The sequence below is a fragment of the Emticicia fluvialis genome (assembly GCF_024793945.1).
GTDB lineage: Bacteria > Bacteroidota > Bacteroidia > Cytophagales > Spirosomataceae > Emticicia > Emticicia fluvialis.
Window position 1 is genome coordinate 162,783 of the sequence record NZ_JANUSD010000001.1, and the last position, 19,948, is coordinate 182,730.

At 40.3% G+C, this 19,948-nt stretch carries 21 protein-coding genes; 12 read left to right on the forward strand and 9 right to left on the reverse strand.

Translation table 11 applies throughout. The features are described from left to right. Window positions 1-10: 10 nt before the first annotated feature. The 3 genes from NZ848_RS00655 to NZ848_RS00665 form a co-directional block, all read right to left on the reverse strand. Window positions 11-1,195, reverse strand: a complete 1,185-nt coding sequence (locus NZ848_RS00655) for a glycosyltransferase family protein (RefSeq protein WP_259013957.1) — start codon at window positions 1,193-1,195, stop codon at window positions 11-13. Then, window positions 1,192-2,025, reverse strand: coding sequence for a UDP-2,3-diacylglucosamine diphosphatase (locus NZ848_RS00660; RefSeq protein WP_259013958.1), 834 nt, complete (start codon window positions 2,023-2,025; stop codon window positions 1,192-1,194). Before NZ848_RS00660 ends, NZ848_RS00655 begins: the two co-directional genes overlap by 4 nt. A gap of 159 nt (window positions 2,026-2,184) precedes the next feature. After that, window positions 2,185-2,373, reverse strand: coding sequence for a hypothetical protein (locus tag NZ848_RS00665; protein ID WP_253533081.1), 189 nt, complete (start codon window positions 2,371-2,373; stop codon window positions 2,185-2,187). A 215-nt stretch (window positions 2,374-2,588) separates the two neighbouring features. Here NZ848_RS00665 and NZ848_RS00670 point away from each other — a divergent pair, with 215 nt between their 5' ends. The 4 genes from NZ848_RS00670 (at window position 2,589) to NZ848_RS00685 (ending at window position 5,812) form a co-directional block, all read left to right on the forward strand. Beyond that, window positions 2,589-2,987, forward strand: a complete 399-nt coding sequence (locus tag NZ848_RS00670; protein WP_259013959.1) for a hypothetical protein — start codon at window positions 2,589-2,591, stop codon at window positions 2,985-2,987. 163 nt (window positions 2,988-3,150) lie between these two features. Continuing rightward, window positions 3,151-3,846, forward strand: a complete 696-nt coding sequence (locus NZ848_RS00675; RefSeq protein WP_253533085.1) for a response regulator transcription factor — start codon at window positions 3,151-3,153, stop codon at window positions 3,844-3,846. Beyond that, window positions 3,843-5,219 carry a HAMP domain-containing sensor histidine kinase gene (locus NZ848_RS00680; protein WP_259013960.1) on the forward strand — a complete coding sequence of 459 codons (1,377 nt, stop codon included), beginning with the start codon at window positions 3,843-3,845 and terminating at the stop codon, window positions 5,217-5,219. The genes NZ848_RS00675 and NZ848_RS00680 overlap by 4 nt, the downstream gene beginning before the upstream one ends. Window positions 5,220-5,329: 110 nt before the next feature. Then, a complete protein-coding gene (locus NZ848_RS00685; RefSeq protein WP_101727218.1) occupies window positions 5,330-5,812 on the forward strand; it encodes a universal stress protein in 483 nt (160 codons plus the stop codon). A 79-nt stretch (window positions 5,813-5,891) separates the two neighbouring features. Here NZ848_RS00685 and NZ848_RS00690 read toward each other — a convergent pair whose 3' ends face one another. After that, window positions 5,892-6,803, reverse strand: a complete 912-nt coding sequence (locus NZ848_RS00690) for an AraC family transcriptional regulator (protein ID WP_259013961.1) — start codon at window positions 6,801-6,803, stop codon at window positions 5,892-5,894. Window positions 6,804-6,984: 181 nt separating this feature from the next. Between NZ848_RS00690 and exaC the strand changes: the two genes are divergently transcribed. After that, a complete protein-coding gene (gene exaC, locus NZ848_RS00695; RefSeq protein WP_259013962.1) occupies window positions 6,985-8,508 on the forward strand; it encodes an acetaldehyde dehydrogenase ExaC in 1,524 nt (507 codons plus the stop codon). A gap of 55 nt (window positions 8,509-8,563) precedes the next feature. After that, a complete protein-coding gene (locus NZ848_RS00700) occupies window positions 8,564-8,914 on the forward strand; it encodes a DUF779 domain-containing protein (protein WP_259013963.1) in 351 nt (116 codons plus the stop codon). A gap of 15 nt (window positions 8,915-8,929) precedes the next feature. On the opposite strand, the gene NZ848_RS00705 is transcribed toward NZ848_RS00700, so the two are convergent. Next, complete coding sequence (locus NZ848_RS00705) at window positions 8,930-9,439, reverse strand: DinB family protein (protein WP_259013964.1); 510 nt, start codon at window positions 9,437-9,439, stop codon at window positions 8,930-8,932. Window positions 9,440-10,041: 602 nt separating this feature from the next. Between NZ848_RS00705 and NZ848_RS00710 the strand changes: the two genes are divergently transcribed. The 4 genes from NZ848_RS00710 to NZ848_RS00725 all read left to right on the forward strand — a co-directional run bounded on the left by NZ848_RS00710 (window position 10,042) and on the right by NZ848_RS00725 (window position 15,571). Then, window positions 10,042-11,835 carry a hypothetical protein gene (locus NZ848_RS00710; RefSeq protein WP_259013965.1) on the forward strand — a complete coding sequence of 598 codons (1,794 nt, stop codon included), beginning with the start codon at window positions 10,042-10,044 and terminating at the stop codon, window positions 11,833-11,835. 48 nt (window positions 11,836-11,883) lie between these two features. Beyond that, entirely contained in the window at window positions 11,884-14,550 is a 2,667-nt protein-coding gene (locus NZ848_RS00715) for a hypothetical protein (RefSeq protein WP_259013966.1), read from the forward strand. A 14-nt stretch (window positions 14,551-14,564) separates the two neighbouring features. Then, on the forward strand, window positions 14,565-15,194 hold the full coding sequence (locus NZ848_RS00720; protein ID WP_259013967.1) for a hypothetical protein: 630 nt from the start codon (window positions 14,565-14,567) through the stop codon (window positions 15,192-15,194). A 230-nt stretch (window positions 15,195-15,424) separates the two neighbouring features. Then, on the forward strand, window positions 15,425-15,571 hold the full coding sequence (locus tag NZ848_RS00725) for a hypothetical protein (RefSeq protein ID WP_259013968.1): 147 nt from the start codon (window positions 15,425-15,427) through the stop codon (window positions 15,569-15,571). A 210-nt stretch (window positions 15,572-15,781) separates the two neighbouring features. Here NZ848_RS00725 and NZ848_RS21545 read toward each other — a convergent pair whose 3' ends face one another. After that, the gene (locus tag NZ848_RS21545; RefSeq protein WP_390890841.1) at window positions 15,782-15,973 is read right to left on the reverse strand and encodes a sulfotransferase domain-containing protein; all 192 of its coding nucleotides are present in this window, start codon (window positions 15,971-15,973) and stop codon (window positions 15,782-15,784) included. A gap of 124 nt (window positions 15,974-16,097) precedes the next feature. On the opposite strand from NZ848_RS21545, the gene NZ848_RS00730 reads away from it, so the two are divergent. Further along, window positions 16,098-16,247 (forward strand): hypothetical protein, encoded by a 150-nt coding sequence (locus NZ848_RS00730; protein WP_259013969.1) that lies wholly within the window; start codon window positions 16,098-16,100, stop codon window positions 16,245-16,247. A 261-nt stretch (window positions 16,248-16,508) separates the two neighbouring features. Next, window positions 16,509-16,658, forward strand: a complete 150-nt coding sequence (locus NZ848_RS00735) for a hypothetical protein (protein ID WP_259013970.1) — start codon at window positions 16,509-16,511, stop codon at window positions 16,656-16,658. 51 nt (window positions 16,659-16,709) lie between these two features. Here the strand turns inward: NZ848_RS00735 and NZ848_RS00740 are convergent, their stop codons facing one another. Genes NZ848_RS00740 through NZ848_RS00750 form a run of 3 tightly spaced genes read right to left on the reverse strand, consistent with a single transcriptional unit; the run spans window position 16,710 to window position 19,633 of the window. Continuing rightward, complete coding sequence (locus NZ848_RS00740; RefSeq protein WP_259013971.1) at window positions 16,710-17,537, reverse strand: sulfotransferase domain-containing protein; 828 nt, start codon at window positions 17,535-17,537, stop codon at window positions 16,710-16,712. Further along, a complete protein-coding gene (locus tag NZ848_RS00745; protein ID WP_259013972.1) occupies window positions 17,524-18,306 on the reverse strand; it encodes a sulfotransferase family protein in 783 nt (260 codons plus the stop codon). Before NZ848_RS00745 ends, NZ848_RS00740 begins: the two co-directional genes overlap by 14 nt. Then, window positions 18,290-19,633, reverse strand: a complete 1,344-nt coding sequence (locus NZ848_RS00750) for a glycosyltransferase (protein ID WP_259013973.1) — start codon at window positions 19,631-19,633, stop codon at window positions 18,290-18,292. Before NZ848_RS00750 ends, NZ848_RS00745 begins: the two co-directional genes overlap by 17 nt. Window positions 19,634-19,948 lie beyond the last annotated feature (315 nt).

The following is a 19,948-nucleotide window of genomic DNA, read 5'->3' on the forward strand; positions in this document are numbered from 1 at the left end:
AACCCACTATTTAATTTCTTGTCAGTGGAGCAAACACCGCCAGAGCCCAGCGTCTGATTAGCTGTGGCAGCACATCACGGCGGCGGGTGTTACGCCATTGCATGGCTGGCTGGTGGTTCAGGTTCTCTATTTCGCGCAGAAATTTGAAAGAGCCACTGTTATACCAGAATTGAAAATCAAAGCGGATGTTCTGATGCGTGGGCAGGTAGTCAATAAAAGCCGATAAGTCGAAACTGGTGCCAGTAATGCCAGCACCTGCCCGGTGGGCATCAAGTGCATTACAGGCTTGTTCGTAGTGTTTGGGAACCGGAATCATAAGCGTAGGTTTGCCTAAGTACATGGCCTCGCAAACTGATTCAAAACCGGCAGTAGTAACTAACCCGCGGCAATTCTGCATCATTGCCAGAAATTTCCTGCCATTAATTTTATGAAAATATAGGTTGGGCGAATAGTGGAAAGTGTCTGTATAATTGGGGTTGTCCCAGAAACAGTGAATAGCTACATCAGGGTTTTTGTCGTGCCATTCCATTAATTGTTCTGCTAACGAAAATTGGGTTACGTATGCCAGCAGATAGTCTTGGTTGTCGGTGCTTAAACCTGTTATTTCCGAGCGCAACAGAGGAGGGATAATTGCTATTTTCTGCGGCTCATGATTTGTGAACTCCGTAAATGAAAGCGCCAGCTTTTTGGTGGCTCTAAGTGCAGTAATACGGGTGTTGGTGTTTACGAGTAGCTTGTCAAGCCAGTGATTGGCGGGGTGTTTAAAATCAGGATGAAGCAGCAGATACTGGTGCGCAATACATACCATAGTTGGCTTCGGGCGGAACAAAAGTTGATGCAGCCCACCCAGCACATCATAAAAGTTGATGATTACATCAGGTGTAAGCGCTTTTACCACCTTATTTATTTCTTTGAGACTTCTCAGAAAATCAGGCAGCTTAATAAAAGCATTGCTGATGGTTTTTGTAATATCAAGCGCCCTGGTTTTATTGTTATAAACCAGATAAGGGCTTGAGAAAGGAAATATTTGCTTCCTGAAATTATCGCTGAAGAATGAGGGCACTTCTTTACCTGTGGCTGTGCCTACTAATGCGCCGGCAACTGTATGGCCGTTACTTTCCAGTATTTCTGTAAGCGATATCGCCTGGGTTAAATGCCCGCGGCCTTCTCCCTGCACTATTAACAGAAACCTCATAATGCAGCGGCTATTCGTGGTAAAACAAATCTTTCGTCTTTAGTTGTTTCAGGCTCTTCGGCAGGGTCTTCATCGGGTTGGCAATCACTTACAGAGTAATATACCAGGCTCCAGTTGCCGTCAAAGTCTTCTACCAGGGCCGACATCGTTTCTACCCAGTCGCCCGAGTTAAGATACAATACGCCGCCAATATCTCTGATAGCCGGTTGATGGATATGCCCGCAAATGATACCGTCGCAATTTTTGGCTTTGGCAAGCTCGGCCAGTTTTTCTTCAAAGTCAGTTACATAATTCACTGCTAGTTTCACAGCCTGTTTCACCTGCTGCGAAAGCGAATAATAAGGCAGGCCTCTCCATTCGCGATATTTATTATAGTTTTTATTAAGCCATAGCAACAATGTGTAGCCCAGGTCGCCCAGATGCGCCAGCCATTTCATGTTAGTGGTTATGCTGTCAAAAACGTCGCCATGTGTTACGTAGAATCTTTTATCGCCCGATTTCAGGATGTAATCGCGGCGTATCTGAAACTGACGGCCAACAACTAATGGAAGAATCTGGTCCAGGAAGTCGTCATGATTACCACGCAGATAAATAACTTTGGTATCATGTTTGTCCATTTTTTTTAGCACAACTCTAAAAAAAGCAGTGTGTTTTTTCTTCCAGTTGCCATATTTCTTCAACTGCCAGCCATCAATAATGTCGCCGTTCAGAATGAGGCGTTCACAGCGGTATTGTTTCAGAAATTCGGTTACCTCTTTAGCTTTACAACCACTTGTTCCTAAGTGGAGGTCAGAAAGCACAATTGTACGAAAATGTTTGCCCTTGTTCATATTAGCAAATTTCTGAAATGATTATAAAGTATTGATTAAGAGGATATTACCAAAATGTAAAGAAAAAAATAAAGCAGAAGAAAAATTCCTCTGCTAATCTTCAATCAATTAACCTAAACAAACTATATTACCATATGTACAAATATCTTTCTTAAGCTATTACGCGGCCCATTTCATTTCCTGAATTGAGTAATCATCTTCATACTCATCAAACTCATTACCTTCAAAAGCCTCTTCAAAGAACTCATCATCTGAGTCGTCATAAATGCGCTCTTCATTAAACCCACTGGTAATTTTGCTGCTATATTTCCAATGGTTCTGATTTAACTGATAGGGTATTTTCTTCATTTTTCTTTCATTTTGATACCACAAAGGTCATACAAAGATTTAAACTGAATATTGCCCTAATATTAAGAAACTGCTAACAACCCGGCCTGCCGGGTATTCCAAACGAGTTCAGTTTGGGCTGTAATCTTAAAAAATTCATTTTTTCTTAATAATACGGTAAACTCCATTTAATGTAAAAGAGTGAATTTTGTTGCGTTAAGTACCCAATTACAATTATGGTTATCACTCGTCAGAATTACTTACAGAATTTTCTATCAGTGCTGGGCCTGATGCTTATTGTGCTTTACTATACCTTTAACGGTATACCAGAAGAAGGTTTTAAGGCCGAGAGTTACACGTCAGCAAAGGTGGCAGAGTATGAAAACAGCGTAGAGCTTGAAAAAAGCGTCAGCCATCTGAGAGCAGCCATATTGATGGATGCCGATGTGGTGCAGGTAAACGGCCTGTTATATCAGCTAGAACTGGCCCTTGCCAACTTAACTACAGAGCAGGAGGCAAGCGCGCAGGCAAAATCTATCTATAACCTGCTGGCTGTTAACAATAAAAAGGGGGCTATCAGGAAAATAAACAGCCTCAGAACGATACTCGTTCAGAAAACCAAGACACTCCGTTAAATATATCTACCGTACTCCGGGCCGGACTTTATTCTGAAAGCCCGGTTTTTTATGCCTTCCTTTCAGGTTTGCAGATATTAGCAAAATTCAATAATTTGTTATCTTTGCTTGATATCTACCTGCACAGTGCCGGCTGGCGGTTTTCTGTGCCTTACAACTATTTATGAAAAAAATACTTCTGATTGAAGATGAAATCAGTGTGGTCAGCTTTATCAAAAGTGGGTTGTCTGAAGACAACTATGAGGTGTCGGTAGCGTTAGACGGCACTTCTGGCACTACTATGGCGCTCAATGGTACTTTTGACCTGATAATCCTTGATATTATGCTGCCAGATAAAAACGGACTTGAAATTTGTAAGGAACTGCGCGCCGGTGGTTTGCTGATGCCCATACTTTTTCTGACCGCACTGGGTACTTCTGAAAACATTGCACTCGGTCTTAACACAGGCGCAGACGATTATCTGGTAAAACCCTTTAAGTTTATTGAGTTGAGCGCCAGAATAAAGGCCCTGCTACGCCGGACGGCTCTTAAAAATGAGGCCTTAAACGAGCCCGTGCAGAATATTTATGTAATGGCCGACCTGAAAATTAATGACGACGCCAAAACCGTAGAAAGAGGGGGCAATACCATTTCATTAACGGCTACTGAATACAGGCTGCTGCTTACGCTGGTGAAAAACCGCGGCAAGGTTTTGTCGAGATTAGATTTACTTGAAAGTGCCTGGGATATTAACTTCGACCTGGGCACAAACGTGGTTGATGTCTACATCAATTATCTGCGCAAAAAACTTGACTCAGACTATAAACAAAAGCTGATTCATACTGTCATTGGTATGGGTTATGTGTTGAAAGAAGCATGAAAACACAAACCAAAATAGCGTTTTCGCTGGTATTGTTCAACAGCTTTATTTTGCTGTCGTTCAGTATTGGCATTTACTTTTTTCTGAATGAGTATTCTTATATAGATTTTTATAAGCGCTTAGAAACCCGAGCAAGCATAGGTGCCAAGTACAATCTGAAAATTGATACGGCCAATGCTGAAACTTTTAAGAAAATACGCGACCAACACTTGGAAAAACTGGAAGCAGAAAAAGAGTATATCTTAAAAGTGAGTGCAAAAACCGACTTTGAAGAATTGTCTGAAGCACATCAGGTACCAGTCTCTTTGTTAAATAATATTATGAAAGAGGGCCGGGCACGGTATCAGGAAGGGAACGTTTTTTACAGCGGCATAAAATTGCAGCATGAAAACGCCACTTATATTGTTATTGTATCGGCCAACAACAGGTTTGTGTCGCATCATCTTAAATTCTTAAGAAACATTCTGCTCTGGGGTATATTGTTTACGGTGGTGGTAACGGTTTATCTTTCAGTTTATTTTTCCAAGCACTTCTTTGACCCCATCAAGGAAATGATAGACAAGGTAAAACAAATTAGCACTGAAAACATACACTTGCGGCTGAAAGAGCCGGAGAATAATAATGAGATAAGCGAACTGGCCAGTACTTTCAATGACCTGCTGAACAGGATTGAAACAGCTTTTGAAACCCAGAAGAATTTTATCAGCAATGCTTCGCACGAACTGGCTACCCCACTTACCGCAATTATTGGTGAAGCCGACGTAGCGCTTATCAAAGAACGCAAACCTGAAGAATACCAGAAAGTATTGCAGAATGTGCTGCAACAAGCCGAGCGCCTGAACGAGATAACAAGGTCTTTGCTGTTTCTGGCGCAGACGGGTTACAAAGGGAAAAACGTAGCATTTGAAATTGTGCGGCTCGATGAAGTAGTGTGGGAAGTAAAGGCCCTCATAGACCGGCTGAACCCTGAAAATAAAATAATGCTCGACCTGAGCCTGCTGCCCGAAGACCACAAAAAACTGAAAGTGAGCGGCAACAAGCAGTTGCTGCATCTGGCTTTGGCCAACCTGCTGAACAATGCCTGTAAATACTCACATAATAAGCCTGTTTCTGTACATATCGGCAGCAGCCAGGAGCAGGTGATGCTTTTTATTAAAGACCAGGGAATTGGCATACCGGAGTCTGACCTCCCCTTTATATATGACCCTTTCTTCCGGGCATCAAACACTCATCTTTTTGAGGGCTTTGGTATTGGCCTGCCATTGGCACGTAATATTATTAAATTACATAACGGCACTTTGGTGCTTACCTCAAAAGCAGGCAGCGGTACCAGCGTTCAAATCAGTTTTCCGTTAGCAAGGCTGGTTAAATAATTTTCTAATCCGGCTCTAATGTCTCTAATAACATTCTAATGTGGTTCTTAAGCGGCACTAATGCTGTTTGCTGATTTTTGTACCTCAATCATCCATTAAATGAAGGAGGTATGCAGAAAACTATTTTAATTCCGATTGACTTTCGCGTGGCATCGCTGAACACATTAAAATATGCACTGGAGAACAGCTCGGGCGGGCCACATCGTGTCATACTTATTTATGCCGAATATCTTCAGGACTCCATCACCGAACTTTTGTTTTACAGACCACAAACCAAGCTGGCCAGTAAAATTACACCTGAGTTTAAGGCAGCACTTGAGGTTTTAAAAAACCGTTTTGAGTTTCAGATTGTCAATCTTGAAATGAAGCTTTTTCATAACCGTAGCCGCAGAGGCCTACGCCGGTTTATTGAAAACCATGAGGTAGATGAGGTATTTATCCCGAAGTCTTATAAGTTGCAAATGCCCAAAAAGGCCTTTGACCTGGTAAGCATTATTAGACAGGGAAACTTTGAATATACCGAGATTGACTGGCCTTTAGGCGCCACTATTGCTTCGGAGCGCGACCACCTGGAGTACCTTTTTAATTACTGAATTTAAGGCGATGAAGAACTGATAATTGATTACATACAGCTTTTACCTGAGCCGGCGAAGCAGTTCGTCGGCTAATTAATTAACCGATGGTCGCCGCCTGATGCTTGTATTCGCTTGGAGAAACCTTGTATTTTTTCTTAAATATGCGATTGAAATAAGACAAACTATTGAAGCCGCTTTCAAAATAGACATCTTTGATACGGAACTCGGGGTTTTTAAGCAGGCTCGATGCCAGCTTGATTCGTTCTTCTATAATAAACTCAATGGGCGATATACCCATTTCTTCTTTAAATACCCTGTAAAAATTAGATTCGCTCATGCAGGCAAGTTTGCAAAGTTGCTCTACCTGAATCTGCTCGCGTATATTTTCTTTAATATAGTTTATCACATGGGCAATGCGGTTGTCTGACGCCAGCCTTGCCGCATTCTTTGAATACAACACCCTGGTTTCTGTCTGAACTATCCTGATTATTAACTCCTGAATCATCAGGTCGGCAAATATATCTTTAGAGGGGTGCTGTTCGGTAAATATAAATACCAGACGCTGCAATATCTGTTGAATAGCAATATCGTTTGTAAAATGAAAATTGTTGCTGGTAAACTTCCATTCCTGATTATCTATTTTGGGGCGTATTTCATTCAGATTATTAATGACTTTGTCGAGCCTTTCCTGATCAAAAGCCATAGCCAGGCATTTAGTAGGATTCTTAAGGCTTGCTTCCGGAAAATCAATACACATGATTTCATCAGACGGCAGAATTACCGATTCGCCCGGCAGAAAGTCAAAATCCATGTGCTGGTTCAGATGCATGATTTTTTTGCCTGAAATCATACTGGCCAGCACCGGGTCAGAAAACTTCAGGTAAACGTTTTCAGCCATCTGGTGGGTCTCAAAAATACTGAGTTCGGTATGATTCAGCGTAAAAGTAGACCTGTTTTCAACCAGTGTTTCAATCCGTCTTGTTTTCAAAAATGACTCTGAAAGTTCCATAATTTAATAGGTTGTTGAAATGTCACTATTCAAATATATAATATAATTTATCTAAATGAAACCGACTTTGTAAGAATTAGAGAATTGTTCATCTTTTTGGTAGAAAAGGCGAATTAAATATGAATTTTGCAAGATAATTTTGCACAAGAATTATATCTTACACTATTAAACGACCAAAACTATGGCTGAATTGCTCGAAAAGGAAAGAACCCTTATCGCTATTCCTGAATTTAAAAATCAGTACGAAAATTTTATTGGCGGTAAATGGATACCACCGGTGAGAGGGGAGTATTTTGACAATGTGTCTCCGGTTGACGGAAAAGTTTTTACATCGGTTGCCAGGTCAACAGAAGAAGATATTGAAAAAGCGCTGGATGCCGCCTGGGCAGCAGCGCCCTATTGGAATAACACTTCGGCTACTGTAAGAAGCAATATTCTTTTGAAGATAGCCGATGTAATGGAGAAAAACATTGAAACGCTGGCCAAAGCCGAAACCTGGGACAACGGAAAGCCGATAAGAGAAACGATGGCTGCTGACTTACCACTGGCAATAGACCATTTCAGATATTTTGCCGGGGTTATCAGAGCAGAAGAAGGCTCGGTTAGTGAGCTTGATGCAAACACGGTATCAATGAATATTCTGGAGCCACTGGGCGTAGTAGGCCAGATTATACCCTGGAATTTTCCATTACTGATGGCAGCATGGAAACTGGCTCCGGCATTGGCAGCAGGAAACTGCGTTGTGCTGAAACCGGCAGAGCAAACGCCGGTGGGTATTCTGGTACTGATGGAGATGATTCAGGATGTGCTGCCGGCGGGTGTTATAAATGTAGTAAACGGTTTTGGTATAGAGGCCGGCAAGCCGTTGGCATCAAGCCCAAGAATCAATAAAATTGCTTTTACAGGCGAAACCACCACCGGGCAGTTGATTATGCAATACGCATCAAAGAATATCATACCGGTAACGCTCGAGCTGGGCGGTAAATCGCCGAACATATTCTTTAAAAGCATTATGGATGCCGATGATGAGTTCTTTGATAAATGCCTTGAAGGAGCCGTAATGTTTGCCTTGAATCAGGGCGAGGTATGTACCTGCCCGTCGAGAATCCTGGTAGAAGAAAGTATTTATGATGCCTTTATAGAAAGAGTGGTAGCGCGTACAAAGGCCATTAAACAAGGGCACCCTTTAGACCCAACTACCATGATGGGCGCGCAGGCATCTAACGACCAGTATGAGAAAATCCTGAACTACATTGCCATAGGCAAAGAAGAAGGGGCAGAGGTGCTAACAGGTGGCGGGTCGGCCTACAATGAAGGCCTGGAAGGGGGCTACTACATTCAGCCGACAATCTTTAGGGGCAATAACAAAATGCGGGTATTTCAGGAAGAAATTTTTGGTCCTGTTGTTTGTGTAACCACCTTTAAAGACGAGGCCGAGGCACTGGCAATTGCTAATGATACATTGTATGGTTTAGGTGCGGGTGTCTGGACACGCGACACAAATCAGGCTTATAAGGTAGCGCGAGCAATAAAAGCAGGCCGGGTTTGGGTTAACTGTTATCATGCGTATCCGGCTCATGCGCCTTTTGGGGGGTATAAGAAATCAGGTATAGGCCGCGAAACACATAAGATGATGCTGAGCCATTATCGTCAGGTAAAAAATATGCTTATTTCTTACGACAAAAACAAACTGGGTTTCTTTTAATACAAACGGGCGGGGGGGGGGCTAAACCCCTCCTGCTTGTTTTTAAGTCAAAACTATGGAACGCTTGCAAAGAGTAGCGATAAGCCCAGAGGCTGCCGAGCTGGTAGAAAAGCTAAAAGGAAACTACGGCAACCTGATTTTTCATCAAAGCGGCGGTTGCTGCGACGGCTCAGCCCCTATGTGTTTTCAACGAGGTGAAATGTACATAGACGACAACGATGTGTTGCTGGGCTATGTGGCCGGGTGCCCTTTTTATATGTCTCGCGACCAGTTTGAATACTGGAAGCACACCCACCTTACTTTAGATGTTGTGAAGGGCCGTGGTGCGAGTTTTTCGCTTGAAATTCCGCTTGGCGTCAGATTCGTAATCAAATCAAGGTTATTAACCCCTGACGAGAATCTGTAATCCCCCTGCGTTTAATTACCTGCCCAATACTTTAACTGTCACCAGCAATTGGCCTACGTGCCTGGTGGTGTGTTCAGCCGCATGTGTCAGCAAGCCTATCACGGTTGATGGCAGTTTGGCGCGGCCTACTTCTCTTGTTTCAGTAAGTGTTTTTTCATCAGTTTGCTTCAATGCTGCCAGCGATTGCTCAATTTGAAGGTCAAATGCATTCAGCAGGTCTTTTAATTTGATGCGCTCATCTGCTTTCCCTTCTGCCGATAAGGCTTGTAATTGCGCAGCACTAAGCGCATTACCGCTGGCATAAGTAAAGAGCCTGTCCAGAACCCCCGTAAGATGCTGTAAATGAAACGCAGGCGCGGCCACACCCGCGGGCCTTTCCCACAAAAGATGTTCAGGAAAACCGGCCATCAGTTCCTGCACCTCTTCCTGCGCCTGTAGCAAAGCATGGGCAATGGGTTGTAAAAGCGCAGGCACATCAGGTAAGGCGCCTCTGAGCCATACTTCTGGTTTCGGTAAATTATTCATTAATCTAGGTATTTCTGGTTCTAAGATACTGTCTTTGCTTATCAACAAAACACCGGCTCATTTAATTTAACCGTTTGCTAAGTTTTATTTTAACAGATTTGCACTTTCTGAAAATTTATTTACTTTGCGATGGTTTAGAACAATAAAAAGGCCACACCAAGTTTTATTGCTCTGAATCTAATGCTGACTAATTAAAGTACCCCGAAGGTGTTTGCGCATAAATCGTAAATGTTTTGCTGACTTTTTTGTGCTCAAAACCTTTTTGTCCTCAGGCGTTTGCTCAACTGTTTTCTTAAAAAAGATTCAAGCCATCTGCTTTTGAAGACCAGTAGTTTACTTTCTACGCCGAGTGCATAAATCAAATCAATTGCCTTTTTTGGCCCGGTAAAGTGGCATTCAGAAATGACGAATGTTGCTGCACAGGCTGCTCTTTTCTTTTTGTCAATAACCTGCTGCTATCCTTGCCGGGATGGCCGTGTGTTAGTTGTGGCTTATTTTGTTTTTGAAACTCTTAAGTACATTATTCTTAGCATTGAGATAATTGAAAACAGCTTTTCAATCAGGCTTATTTACACCCCCCAAAAAAATTCACTTTATAAACTATGAAAAAAAACTTAGGATTATTCGATATGGCCCTGGCCTTATCAGTAGACAAGATTAACTCTCAGTTTGAGCAGTTAATGATGTTTAATGTTATTCCTACTCACTGGTGTTTTCTGACTGATAAAGAAGGAAAACAAATCATTAATGAAACCGATGCTTTCGGAACCAACATTAAACTCTGGAAAAGTGCTTTTGACTTAGAAACAGCAACAAAGATTCAGCAGCTTAAAGCAGATATCAAGTCAGAAAAGGCCAAAGAAAAACCTGACAAAGACAAATTGAGCAAGCTGAGAGACAAGCTGGAGGATATGGAAGAAGTAATAGACAAAAGAGCCGTTTATAAAGTGTATGACTGCGCTTTAGAGGCAAAAGTCAGGTCTTTTGAGATAGATATTATCGACAACGACAGCGCCAGGCTGTTTTTTATTGTTAATCTTGAAATGGGCACTATTTACTCTCGTGAGTACGATGATAAACTGAAGGCCGAGACCATTATTGAAAAAGACTTTAAAAATTTAAGCTATGCCTTTAGGGTTGCCATAGGTAACCGGGTTATAAAAGCCAAAGAAATGGCGATGGGTGTGGAAGACAGGCAGTTGCTGATAAAAGAAGGCATTACCGACGATGTATTTACCATTGAAGCCTTGTTTATGGATTTTCAGAATGCCAACATAAGCGATTATGACGAGCAAAGAAGCAACGAAATAAACAAAGGCGGTTCGGCTTGGCTGCAGTTAATTATGAATAATTATTTCAAGAGCCTGAAAACAGAAGAGAACCCCTACATACTAGGCTATAAACTTATACCTAAAAAGACACTTACCGACTCGCTCTTTAAGCCTACGGGTATTACCTATTCCACTACAAATAGCAGTATTGGTGGCTGCAAGTCTTTCAATTTTATGATGCAGATTGATAATCATGCTTTTCCGGCCGACCTAACGAGGGGCAGCTTGCCGAAGAGTCTGATTGAAAACAGGGCAGATGCATCAAGGGAGACCGTTAATGGGGTATTTGCCATTGATTACAAAACCTTTGTTAAAAAATACGTAGAAGACAACCTGTGGCCCGCTATGGTTGCCAATTTCAAGAATAATCTGAGCCGTACTTTGGAAGGGTATCATATAAACGACTGGGGCAACCGAAGAGGAGTGAAGTGCGTGGGTGGAGATACATGGTTTGATTTCAGGCTTGACCTGAGCAGTATCCAACAGGTATCGGCACAACGGCAGGAGGCCTGGGGTTTAGAGATTAATTTTGATGTAGTTATTGAAGGCAACAAGCATGTAGAAAAGGAAAACAAATTGATAGGCCTTATTAACCTTGGTTCAACTATTGGTGTTGATATGCCTTTTTCAACCAGCGGAGCTTATGCAATAGAAGGCAAGGTTGGCAAAAAGGGAAAAGTTTCGGTCATTCTTACAGCATCGGCCGACGGGAAAATTGACCTGAAATCAAAATATGAAGCGCCACAGATTGGGGCTGATGTTGAAAAACCTCAATACAAAGATGGTTGGGATAAAGCATTTGATATTTTCCTTGATTTCTTTAATCCCTTAGGTGTTTTGGGGGCGGTGATTATTGCTGCCTTAAGAGAAGGATCTCTCAAAATAAAATTATCGAACGCTATCTTCTCGAATATTGACATAAGCAATTTGTCAACATTCAATAGCCGTATTGTCCTGCCGGGCAGCAATACTTTTACTTATAAAACCATCAGGCTTCTTACCGGAAAAAAAGATGAAGATGATGCGGTTTTGTTTGATATTGCCTACGCTCCAAAAGCCCAATAAAACCTATCTGTTAAACTCTGATTAATTACAATCTTAAGATTAAAAGCAATGGAACATAAAGAAAGTTTACCTCAAAAATCGGGCATAACGGTTAACTACCACTGTGAACTCATGCAGAATTATGTACCCGAAAGCATAATTGATTCCGGTAAAGGTTTACGTTGCGTTAAAGCAGACGAAGATGAAGCCTTTTTGTTTTTTACAGACAAACGCGGCCAGCTTCAGGTTTTGGTGCACTCAGATACAGCGAGCTCTGGCTGGCGAATGCATACCATTTCAGACTCAAATTATGAAGTAACGGCATTTGGTATATATGAAAATCAGACCAAGGGTCAGTTCAGGATCAGCTATGCCCGTCGTAAAGGAGGGTTATCTGAACTGTTGGTCTCTGATGCCATCACAATAGGTTCTATTAATAACGATTTATGGGAACCAACCTATAACTGGCAGCAAAAAACAATTGAGCGCAAAGAGCGCATCATTGACCACATTACGATGGACGAGCAAGGCCTGCTCTTCAGTGCAAACTATACCAGCACCGATGCCAACTTTTATTATTTTAAGTATGCAAATCAACCGGTTGCGTATTCATTGCCCGAAAACGCCACCAGAGTTAAACAGATAAACCTAGGCAAGCTGGGTAACAGCTATGGCGTGTTTATTCTGTATTTTGTGCAGCAGAACCGCACACTGTTGTTCAGGGCTTTAGAAGCTGATAAATACGGAACGGCTGCCCAATACAGGTTTGATACCGGGGCAGAAATTGAATCTTTTGATTTGCTGCCGGACGACAACGGCAACAGCGTGCTGTATACATCTGGCAAAGGCATTTTCAGGTTCCAGAATCCGTATAGCGGAAAAGAAGAAATTGTTTCATCAGCCCATGAACTGAAGTTTTATAAGATAGACGTTTCAAGATTTAAAAAAGACGTTGCCATCTGGGTTATTGGTAAAAAGAGTAACAAATCGGGCTTGTATTATATCAATAACCGTACTTATGATGCGGCGTCAGCCAATTCAATAGTGGGTAAAGCCTGGCCCCCCCCATTACAGATGCAGGGTGATATTGAAGAGTTTGAAAGCGTAAAAGGCCGCAACCTCATTAATCAGCTTTATTTGCTGGGGCAGTCAAAAGATAAAAAAGAAGATGGCCTGCTGCATTTCTGGCAGGATAAAGTAAGTACCCAATGGCATGAACAGTTTTTGCATATTGATAACATGAACTTCAGCCGCGAAATAGAGTCCTACACCATTGAACTAGGCTTTACAGCCGAAAAAATGCAACAGATGTTTGACAGGAAAGTAGCCATATCGTCTGACGAAAACATCGTTGTTTACATCAATAACCGCAGGTACTTTCTTATTGATGAAACACCCGTTACCCTGGACCTCGCCCAGAACCAGATGGTCAACATCATTTATCCGGTTAAATCCTTACAGGCAGGTAAAATAATTCTATCGGGTGATTTTCTGGATGATACCATTGAAATTGAGCCATCATCCGGAATTATGACTAAAATAAAAACGCAGCTTTCTACCACCGATGCGCTTAAAAAAGCCAGAACCCAAACCGGTAAACAGCTTATTACTGGCGTAAGCGAGAAAGAGTTGGCATCAATGGCCAAAGCCATAGCCCAAATGGGCGATGCCAACGAACAAATTGCCTCCGGTGCAGCAGTGACATTAAGTACTCAGGCTGTCTCAAATACCAGGGGTAGTTCAGGTAACTGGTTAAGCAATGCCATCGGAGACGTATTTCATGCAGTAGAACGTGGTTTTGAAACCGTTACCAGATTTGTAGTAGAAGCCGCCGGGAAAATCTATAAAGTAATTATTGAAATAGCGGGTCAGGTTTTTGATTTTCTGGTAGATACTGCTAAAAAAGTGGTGGCTTTTGTAGAGAAAGTATTTAACAGCGTGAAGTCGTTCTTTAAAGACTTGTTTGAGTATCTGGCGTTTTTGTTTAACTGGAGCGATATTATTGCCACCAAGAACGCGCTTAAAGGATATACCCTCAATTTGTTTACGGGCTTTGAAGAAGAAATAGGCGCATTTGAAAAAGTAGTGGTTTCTTTTATTGAAAATATCCAGAAAGACATACAGTTTGATTTGGGTATTGAAAGCATAGATGACCCCCGAAAAAAGGACAGCGATTCGGCAACAGACAGCAGAACAAACTGGGTGGGTTCTAAGAAAAGCTATCTTGAGCAGGGTAAGTCAGAAAGCATTCAGTCAATGCCCGGCCAGATAAAAGATGCCTTCCTGAGTGCTTTTGATGAGATTCTGCCTACCCTGCTGAAATACAAAGACCTGCTGGTTAATTCACTGAGCGGTGTGGCTGATAAGTTCTACGCTTTCTTTATGGGCGAGTTACCCATTCTTGACCTTCTGAAATACATCGCCCTTTCGCTGGCCAATATTGGGCTTGAACTGGCTAAAGATTTAGTGAAACTGCTTTTCAAAACGCTTAAGGCTACGGTAATGGCGGTGAGAGCCACATTAAGCACGGCATTGAATATTCCGTTTTTTTCTGCCTTGTATCAAACCATTGCTGGTGCGGAGTTAAGCATCCTGGACCTGATTTGTCTGTTAATTGCCATACCAACCACTGCGGCCTATAAAATTGGGGTGGGCGAGGCTCCCTTCAAAAAGCTAAACTCAAGCGAATTTATTGAGTCTGGTAAAACAGCACTTAAGTTTGATTTCTCACTTTAAAAAACATTATTGACATGAGCGATTTTAAAGTATTAAAAAATTATATAGCCAGCAGTGCAAGTTTGGTTAGCAGCGTAATTGAGTTGTTAATTACTCCTAAGGAATTTGTTGATGAGGCAACGCAGGTGGCTAAAGAAAAAGAGCTACTTGATAATCTCAAGATTCCTGAATACATTATATATGGCTGTACGGCTGTAAAACTGGGTGTAAACGCCGCATATTATTATGACGAGTACTTTGAGCCTGCCACTAAAGTGAAAAACAAAACCGTTAAATGGCTTATTTTTGGCCTGGTGGCTTTGCATGCATTAGGGATAGGCATATCTTTTTATTACCTTTTGAAGCAAAACTCAGACAGCAAAAAGAAGCTCACTATTGTTTTTTCTAATTATGTGTCTCCGGTGTTAGGTCTAGGTATGGGGGTAGTAAGCATTGTTTTAGCTTATAAATCAGAAAAAACCAACTGGCGCCATAAGACCCAAGCGATATTGGATATGATTACTTATTTGTTGTCGTTCTGGAAGTTTTATCCTGTTAAAAAGGCTTTGATTGCCAGCCCGTATGGATTTTTTATCGTGTTGGGTATTAACAGCGGTAAAGTATTAACTAATACGGCCAAGTTTGCTATCATGCCTGAAGAGTAAGGGTGTAAAGGGTAATGAAATTTTACAGCAGGTTTTAATTTCCGGTGTTTTGTATATAAATTGCGCATCCGATTTATAAGCAGTTTTTCTGAATACAAATTTCTGCTTAGCCTGGGTTTTAACAAAAATGCTGAGAACTTTTTATCTATGTCTGTAACTTTTAAAGTGTCTGTTCTCCTCTGAATATGAGTTCAATTTACTAATCCAAAAACAATAAACTATTTTTAAAAATGGAAGCTGCTAAACAAAAAAGTGATGAATTAGAAGTACAGGAGCAACCCAAAAAGGCCTGGGTTAAGCCCGGAATGAAAAATTTAGATGTTGATAGTGGTTCACCGGCAGGTCGTGAGACTTCTGGATATCGTAATCTTTCCTGATTTCCCTTTTGGGTGATTTTAGATTTACAGAAAGAAGTATCCACCTTTTAAGTTTGCTTGTATATACTTGCCGATTTTTTATTGATTGAGAAAATTTTCTCAATCTTATTTTCTGTTAAATTTATTTTACCCTGATTTGTTTCTCTGGTATGAAAAAATGGCATATTAGGTGCCAGTTTTTCTTTGAAGCCATGCGTTGTCTCCATTTTTTTAAGGACTTGAAATCAGGTATACTGATGGCCAGTGCAATTGCTTCATCAGAAAATTGAGGCCCAAGAAATTAATCATTTCTTTAAATGCCTTATTCGGGTTCAGTTTCATTTCTTCGTACTTTACAAAATGCACCGGTAGCATTTTTTGTTTATGCCAGCTGTAAGAGTGTTCATCCCAGGTTCTAATCACACGAGGCCGACTATTGTTTTTTCTAACTATGTATCGCCTGTGTCAGATTTGGGCCTGGCAAGTATTGTTTTGATCTATAAATCAGAAAAGACCAAAGAGTCATAGAACACAAACTATACTGGATATGATTACTTATTTGTTGTCGTTCCGGAAGTTTTATCCTGTTAAAAAGGCTTTGATTGCCAGCCCGTATGGATTTTTTATCGTGTTGGGTATTAACGGTGGCAAAGTATTAACCAATACGGCTAAGTTTATTATTATGCCAAAGGAGTAAGTTTGTAAAGTGCAATGAAATTTAACGGCAGGTTTTAATTTTTGTTGTTTTGTATATATCAGGTTTTAATTTTTGTTGTTTTGTATATAGATTGTGCATCTGATTAAAAAGCAGTTTTTCTGAATACAAATTTCTGCTTTGCCTGAGTTTTAACAAAAATGCTGAGGACTTTTTATCTATGTCTGTAACTTTTAAAGTGTCTGTTCTCTCCAAAAACAGGGTTTAATTAATTAATCCAAATAACAATCAACTACTTTAACAATGGAAGCTGTCAAACAAAAAAGTGATGAATTAGAAGTACAGGAAAAACCAAAAAAGGCTTGGGTTAAGCCAGAAATGAAAAAATTAGAAATTGATACTGGCTCTTATCCCTGGCCCGAGGAAGTTAATGCGTATTCCTATCCCTCCTGATATTTAATAAATGGCTTTATTTTTTGCGGTTCCCTAAGATAAAGCCCTTTTTTAAATAACATCGTATATCTCAGCTGCTTTATTGTTTATTGAGAAAATTTTCTCAATCTGATTTTCTGTTAAATTTATTTTGCCCTGATTTGGTTCTCCGGTATGGAAGAATGGAACGTGAGATAATAGTTTTTCTCTAAAACCTTGCTCATTCTCCATTTTTTTTAGGGAGTTGAAATCAGTTTTATTGATGGCCTGTCCAAATGCCTCATCAGAAAAATCGAGGCCTAAGAAATTAATCATTTCTTTAAATGCCTTATGCGGGTTCAGTTTCATTTCTTCGTACTTTACAAGATGTACAGGCAGCATTTTTTGGTTATACCAGCTGTAAAAGTGTTCATCCCAGGTTCCAATCACTCTAGGAAAGTAATTGTCCATATATATTGTTGAGCCTGATTTACAGATGTAACGGTCAATTATTTCATCAGGTCTGATGTCCAGATACCTTGAAAAAGACAGCGTTACATCTAAAGGGTTTCTCATGATATAAATAACGGCCGTTGGGTGTTGTGAATGAAAAACCGGCAGGTTGTCATGAACTGAATAAGAGAACTGGTCATGAATTTTCTGCAGATAAGGAGCTTCTCTGGTTTGAGCATAGAAATCTAAAAATTTTCTACGCAACGCTTCTAATTCAAAATCATTGAATGTCGATATGTCTCTTTGAACCAGTTTCTGCAGAAGGGATTTATTGGCATAAAGTTCATCAAAGTCAAGACTATTGATATTGAAATCCTCATTTTTCAGAAGGGCTGTAAAGAAACTCCTAACCCAGGTGTTGCCTGATTTGGGATAAGAAGCGAGCCACACTAATTTATATTTTGTCATTTTTCCAATCGGTGCAATTCCAGTTTAGAAGTTTTTCTACTTTTTCAATTTCTTCTTTATATATGTCATTTAATAAATTAAGTGAAAAGCCATCTATTTCTTCTTCATAATGAATATGGTGAACTTTTTTTTCTTCAAATTTATAATTATCCCCGTTTACACCTAAAAAATCAAATATCCTAAGCAGGTGCTGGTATTGATTATCTCTGAAATCTTCATATTTTAATATAAGAACCTGCTGAGAAGGGAAATAATCAAAAATATGCCTTATTTGTTTACTATAAAATCCACGTCTGATATAGTCATCCTCCGGCATTTGGTTAAATTTGTTTTCGAAGTTCATTCTCAAAATCTCTGCTTTTAGGTAGTTTGCGAACGTCCTATTACCCATTTCTGTATTATGGAGTCTCATGTTCCAGTGCGAATATGCCCGTTCTACAGGATTTCTCAATATCATAATGATTTTAATAGCAGGATTATACTGATGTATTAACGGAATACAGCGTTCCAGATAACAATAACGAGGAGTTATCTCTCCTCTTATGCCGGGGGTAGTCCAATCAAAGTTTTGATGGTAATTGCTATAATTTATTCTGCTTTCTTCCTCAAAGTCAATATTTAGATTGCTGAAATAATGTAACTCTTTGTATTTAGACATCAATATATCCGGATGCTTATTTAAATAATAATACAAAGCAGTGGTGCCTGCTTTCTGAACACCGATACCTATAAAATCTATTCTTTTGTTTAGGTTATATTCCGATTTCATTCAATTTATTGATTATATAATCATCAGTGTATTTTTCTTTTAATCTGTTTGCAAAAGCCGATACTGTGTTCTTGAAAGAATTATGTACCAGTAAATAGTTTATTTGTAGAGCAATACGTTCTGCAGATGCTTCCAAGTCAGATTTCAACCCTAACCTGTAAAAAACTACCCTGGCTGCATTTCCGTTCTGGTCCCATTCATTATTCAGCGGAAAAACAATCATAGGGGTTTTACTGTAGATGCTTTCAAAAATAGAGTTACTTCCACCGTGTGTTATAAATATATCAGCATATTTTAATATATGAAGCTGAGGCGCAAAGTTTAATGCCAATAAGTTTTTAACACCAATATTTGAATACTTCTGTTTTTGCAAATCCTCACCAAAACTGATAATAAAGAACAGATGGGCATTGGCTGTTGCTATTTGCATAATTTTATCAATAAAACTGGCTCTTGCGCTGTTTTCAGTCAAATGAATGTCTGTTACGGTGCCTAACGAGCAATAAACAATGCGGTTTTGTTCACTGGCTTTTGCCAATGTAAGAAACTGCAGCACTTCTTCAGTTACAAACTCTCTTCTTTCTGATGCAACGCCGGGTGATAAATGTGTTTGCCAGGGCAAAGGAGAAACATCCGGGAAGTCGAACTCAGTAGCATAGAAGAGTATTTCGGGTATATTTGTAAATGAAGTCGTAAATAATTTTTTATAGTTGATTGTGTACATAGAAGGTATTTGCTCTGCCCTCATAATTTTTTCAAGCCGGCTTTCAAAATTTTTGCCCATATAGAGGCACTTTTTATAATACCGTTTCATGCTTAGGTAGAAGAGTACCCATTTCCATAGGTAGTTGCCCATGCTATCAGGGAAAGCATAGTAATTACCCGGCGGGCTTTTCTTATTGTAGTACATACCCATTTTGCCTTGCAGAATAAATACTCTCAAAGATGGTTTCAGGCTGTAAAGCATGATAAAATCTAATGAGCAGAACTCGTCCAGAAAAACCACATCGGGGTTCAGTTCGTCTACTAGTTTTTTCAGATCCGCTTTTCTGAGGTGGTAAGCGTCTTCCAGATAATTGTGTCGCACAGTAGCAAACCATTTACTCAATCCGCTTTTATTTTCAGGAGTCAAATTGTGCCTGTTTAAGGCAGTTGTTTCCAGAAGGTATAACTTGAAATTATTCTTTAATGTAAACCTCACAAGCTGCTTGCTTCCTGCATAAAATACCTTATATCCATGCTTTCCCAAAGCATTGGCCATAGTGATAGTTGGGTTCAGGTGGCCAAAAAGCATTGGCATAATAAAAACGGCTTTACGCTCGGGCATGGCAGGTATTTATTTTTGCAAAAAAATCAACAAATAAATTTTGTTCTGTGATGGTGCGCAACAATAAATGGGCATACTTTATTAACCTCATTCCTCTGTCTATGCTATCAAGCAGGCAAATAGGTGCTGATTAGTCAATTAAACCGCTTTGGCGTGTATCCGGTGTATGTATGAAAGTACAGGTAAAGCCAGCAGAACATCTTCTTTATAACACGTGGCCATAATGCCATACTTAAATGATGCTAAACCTTGGCTAACGGGGTTATCTTTGGTGGTTAGTCAGTTGGTGGTTTATTCAAGTTTCACACTTCCAAA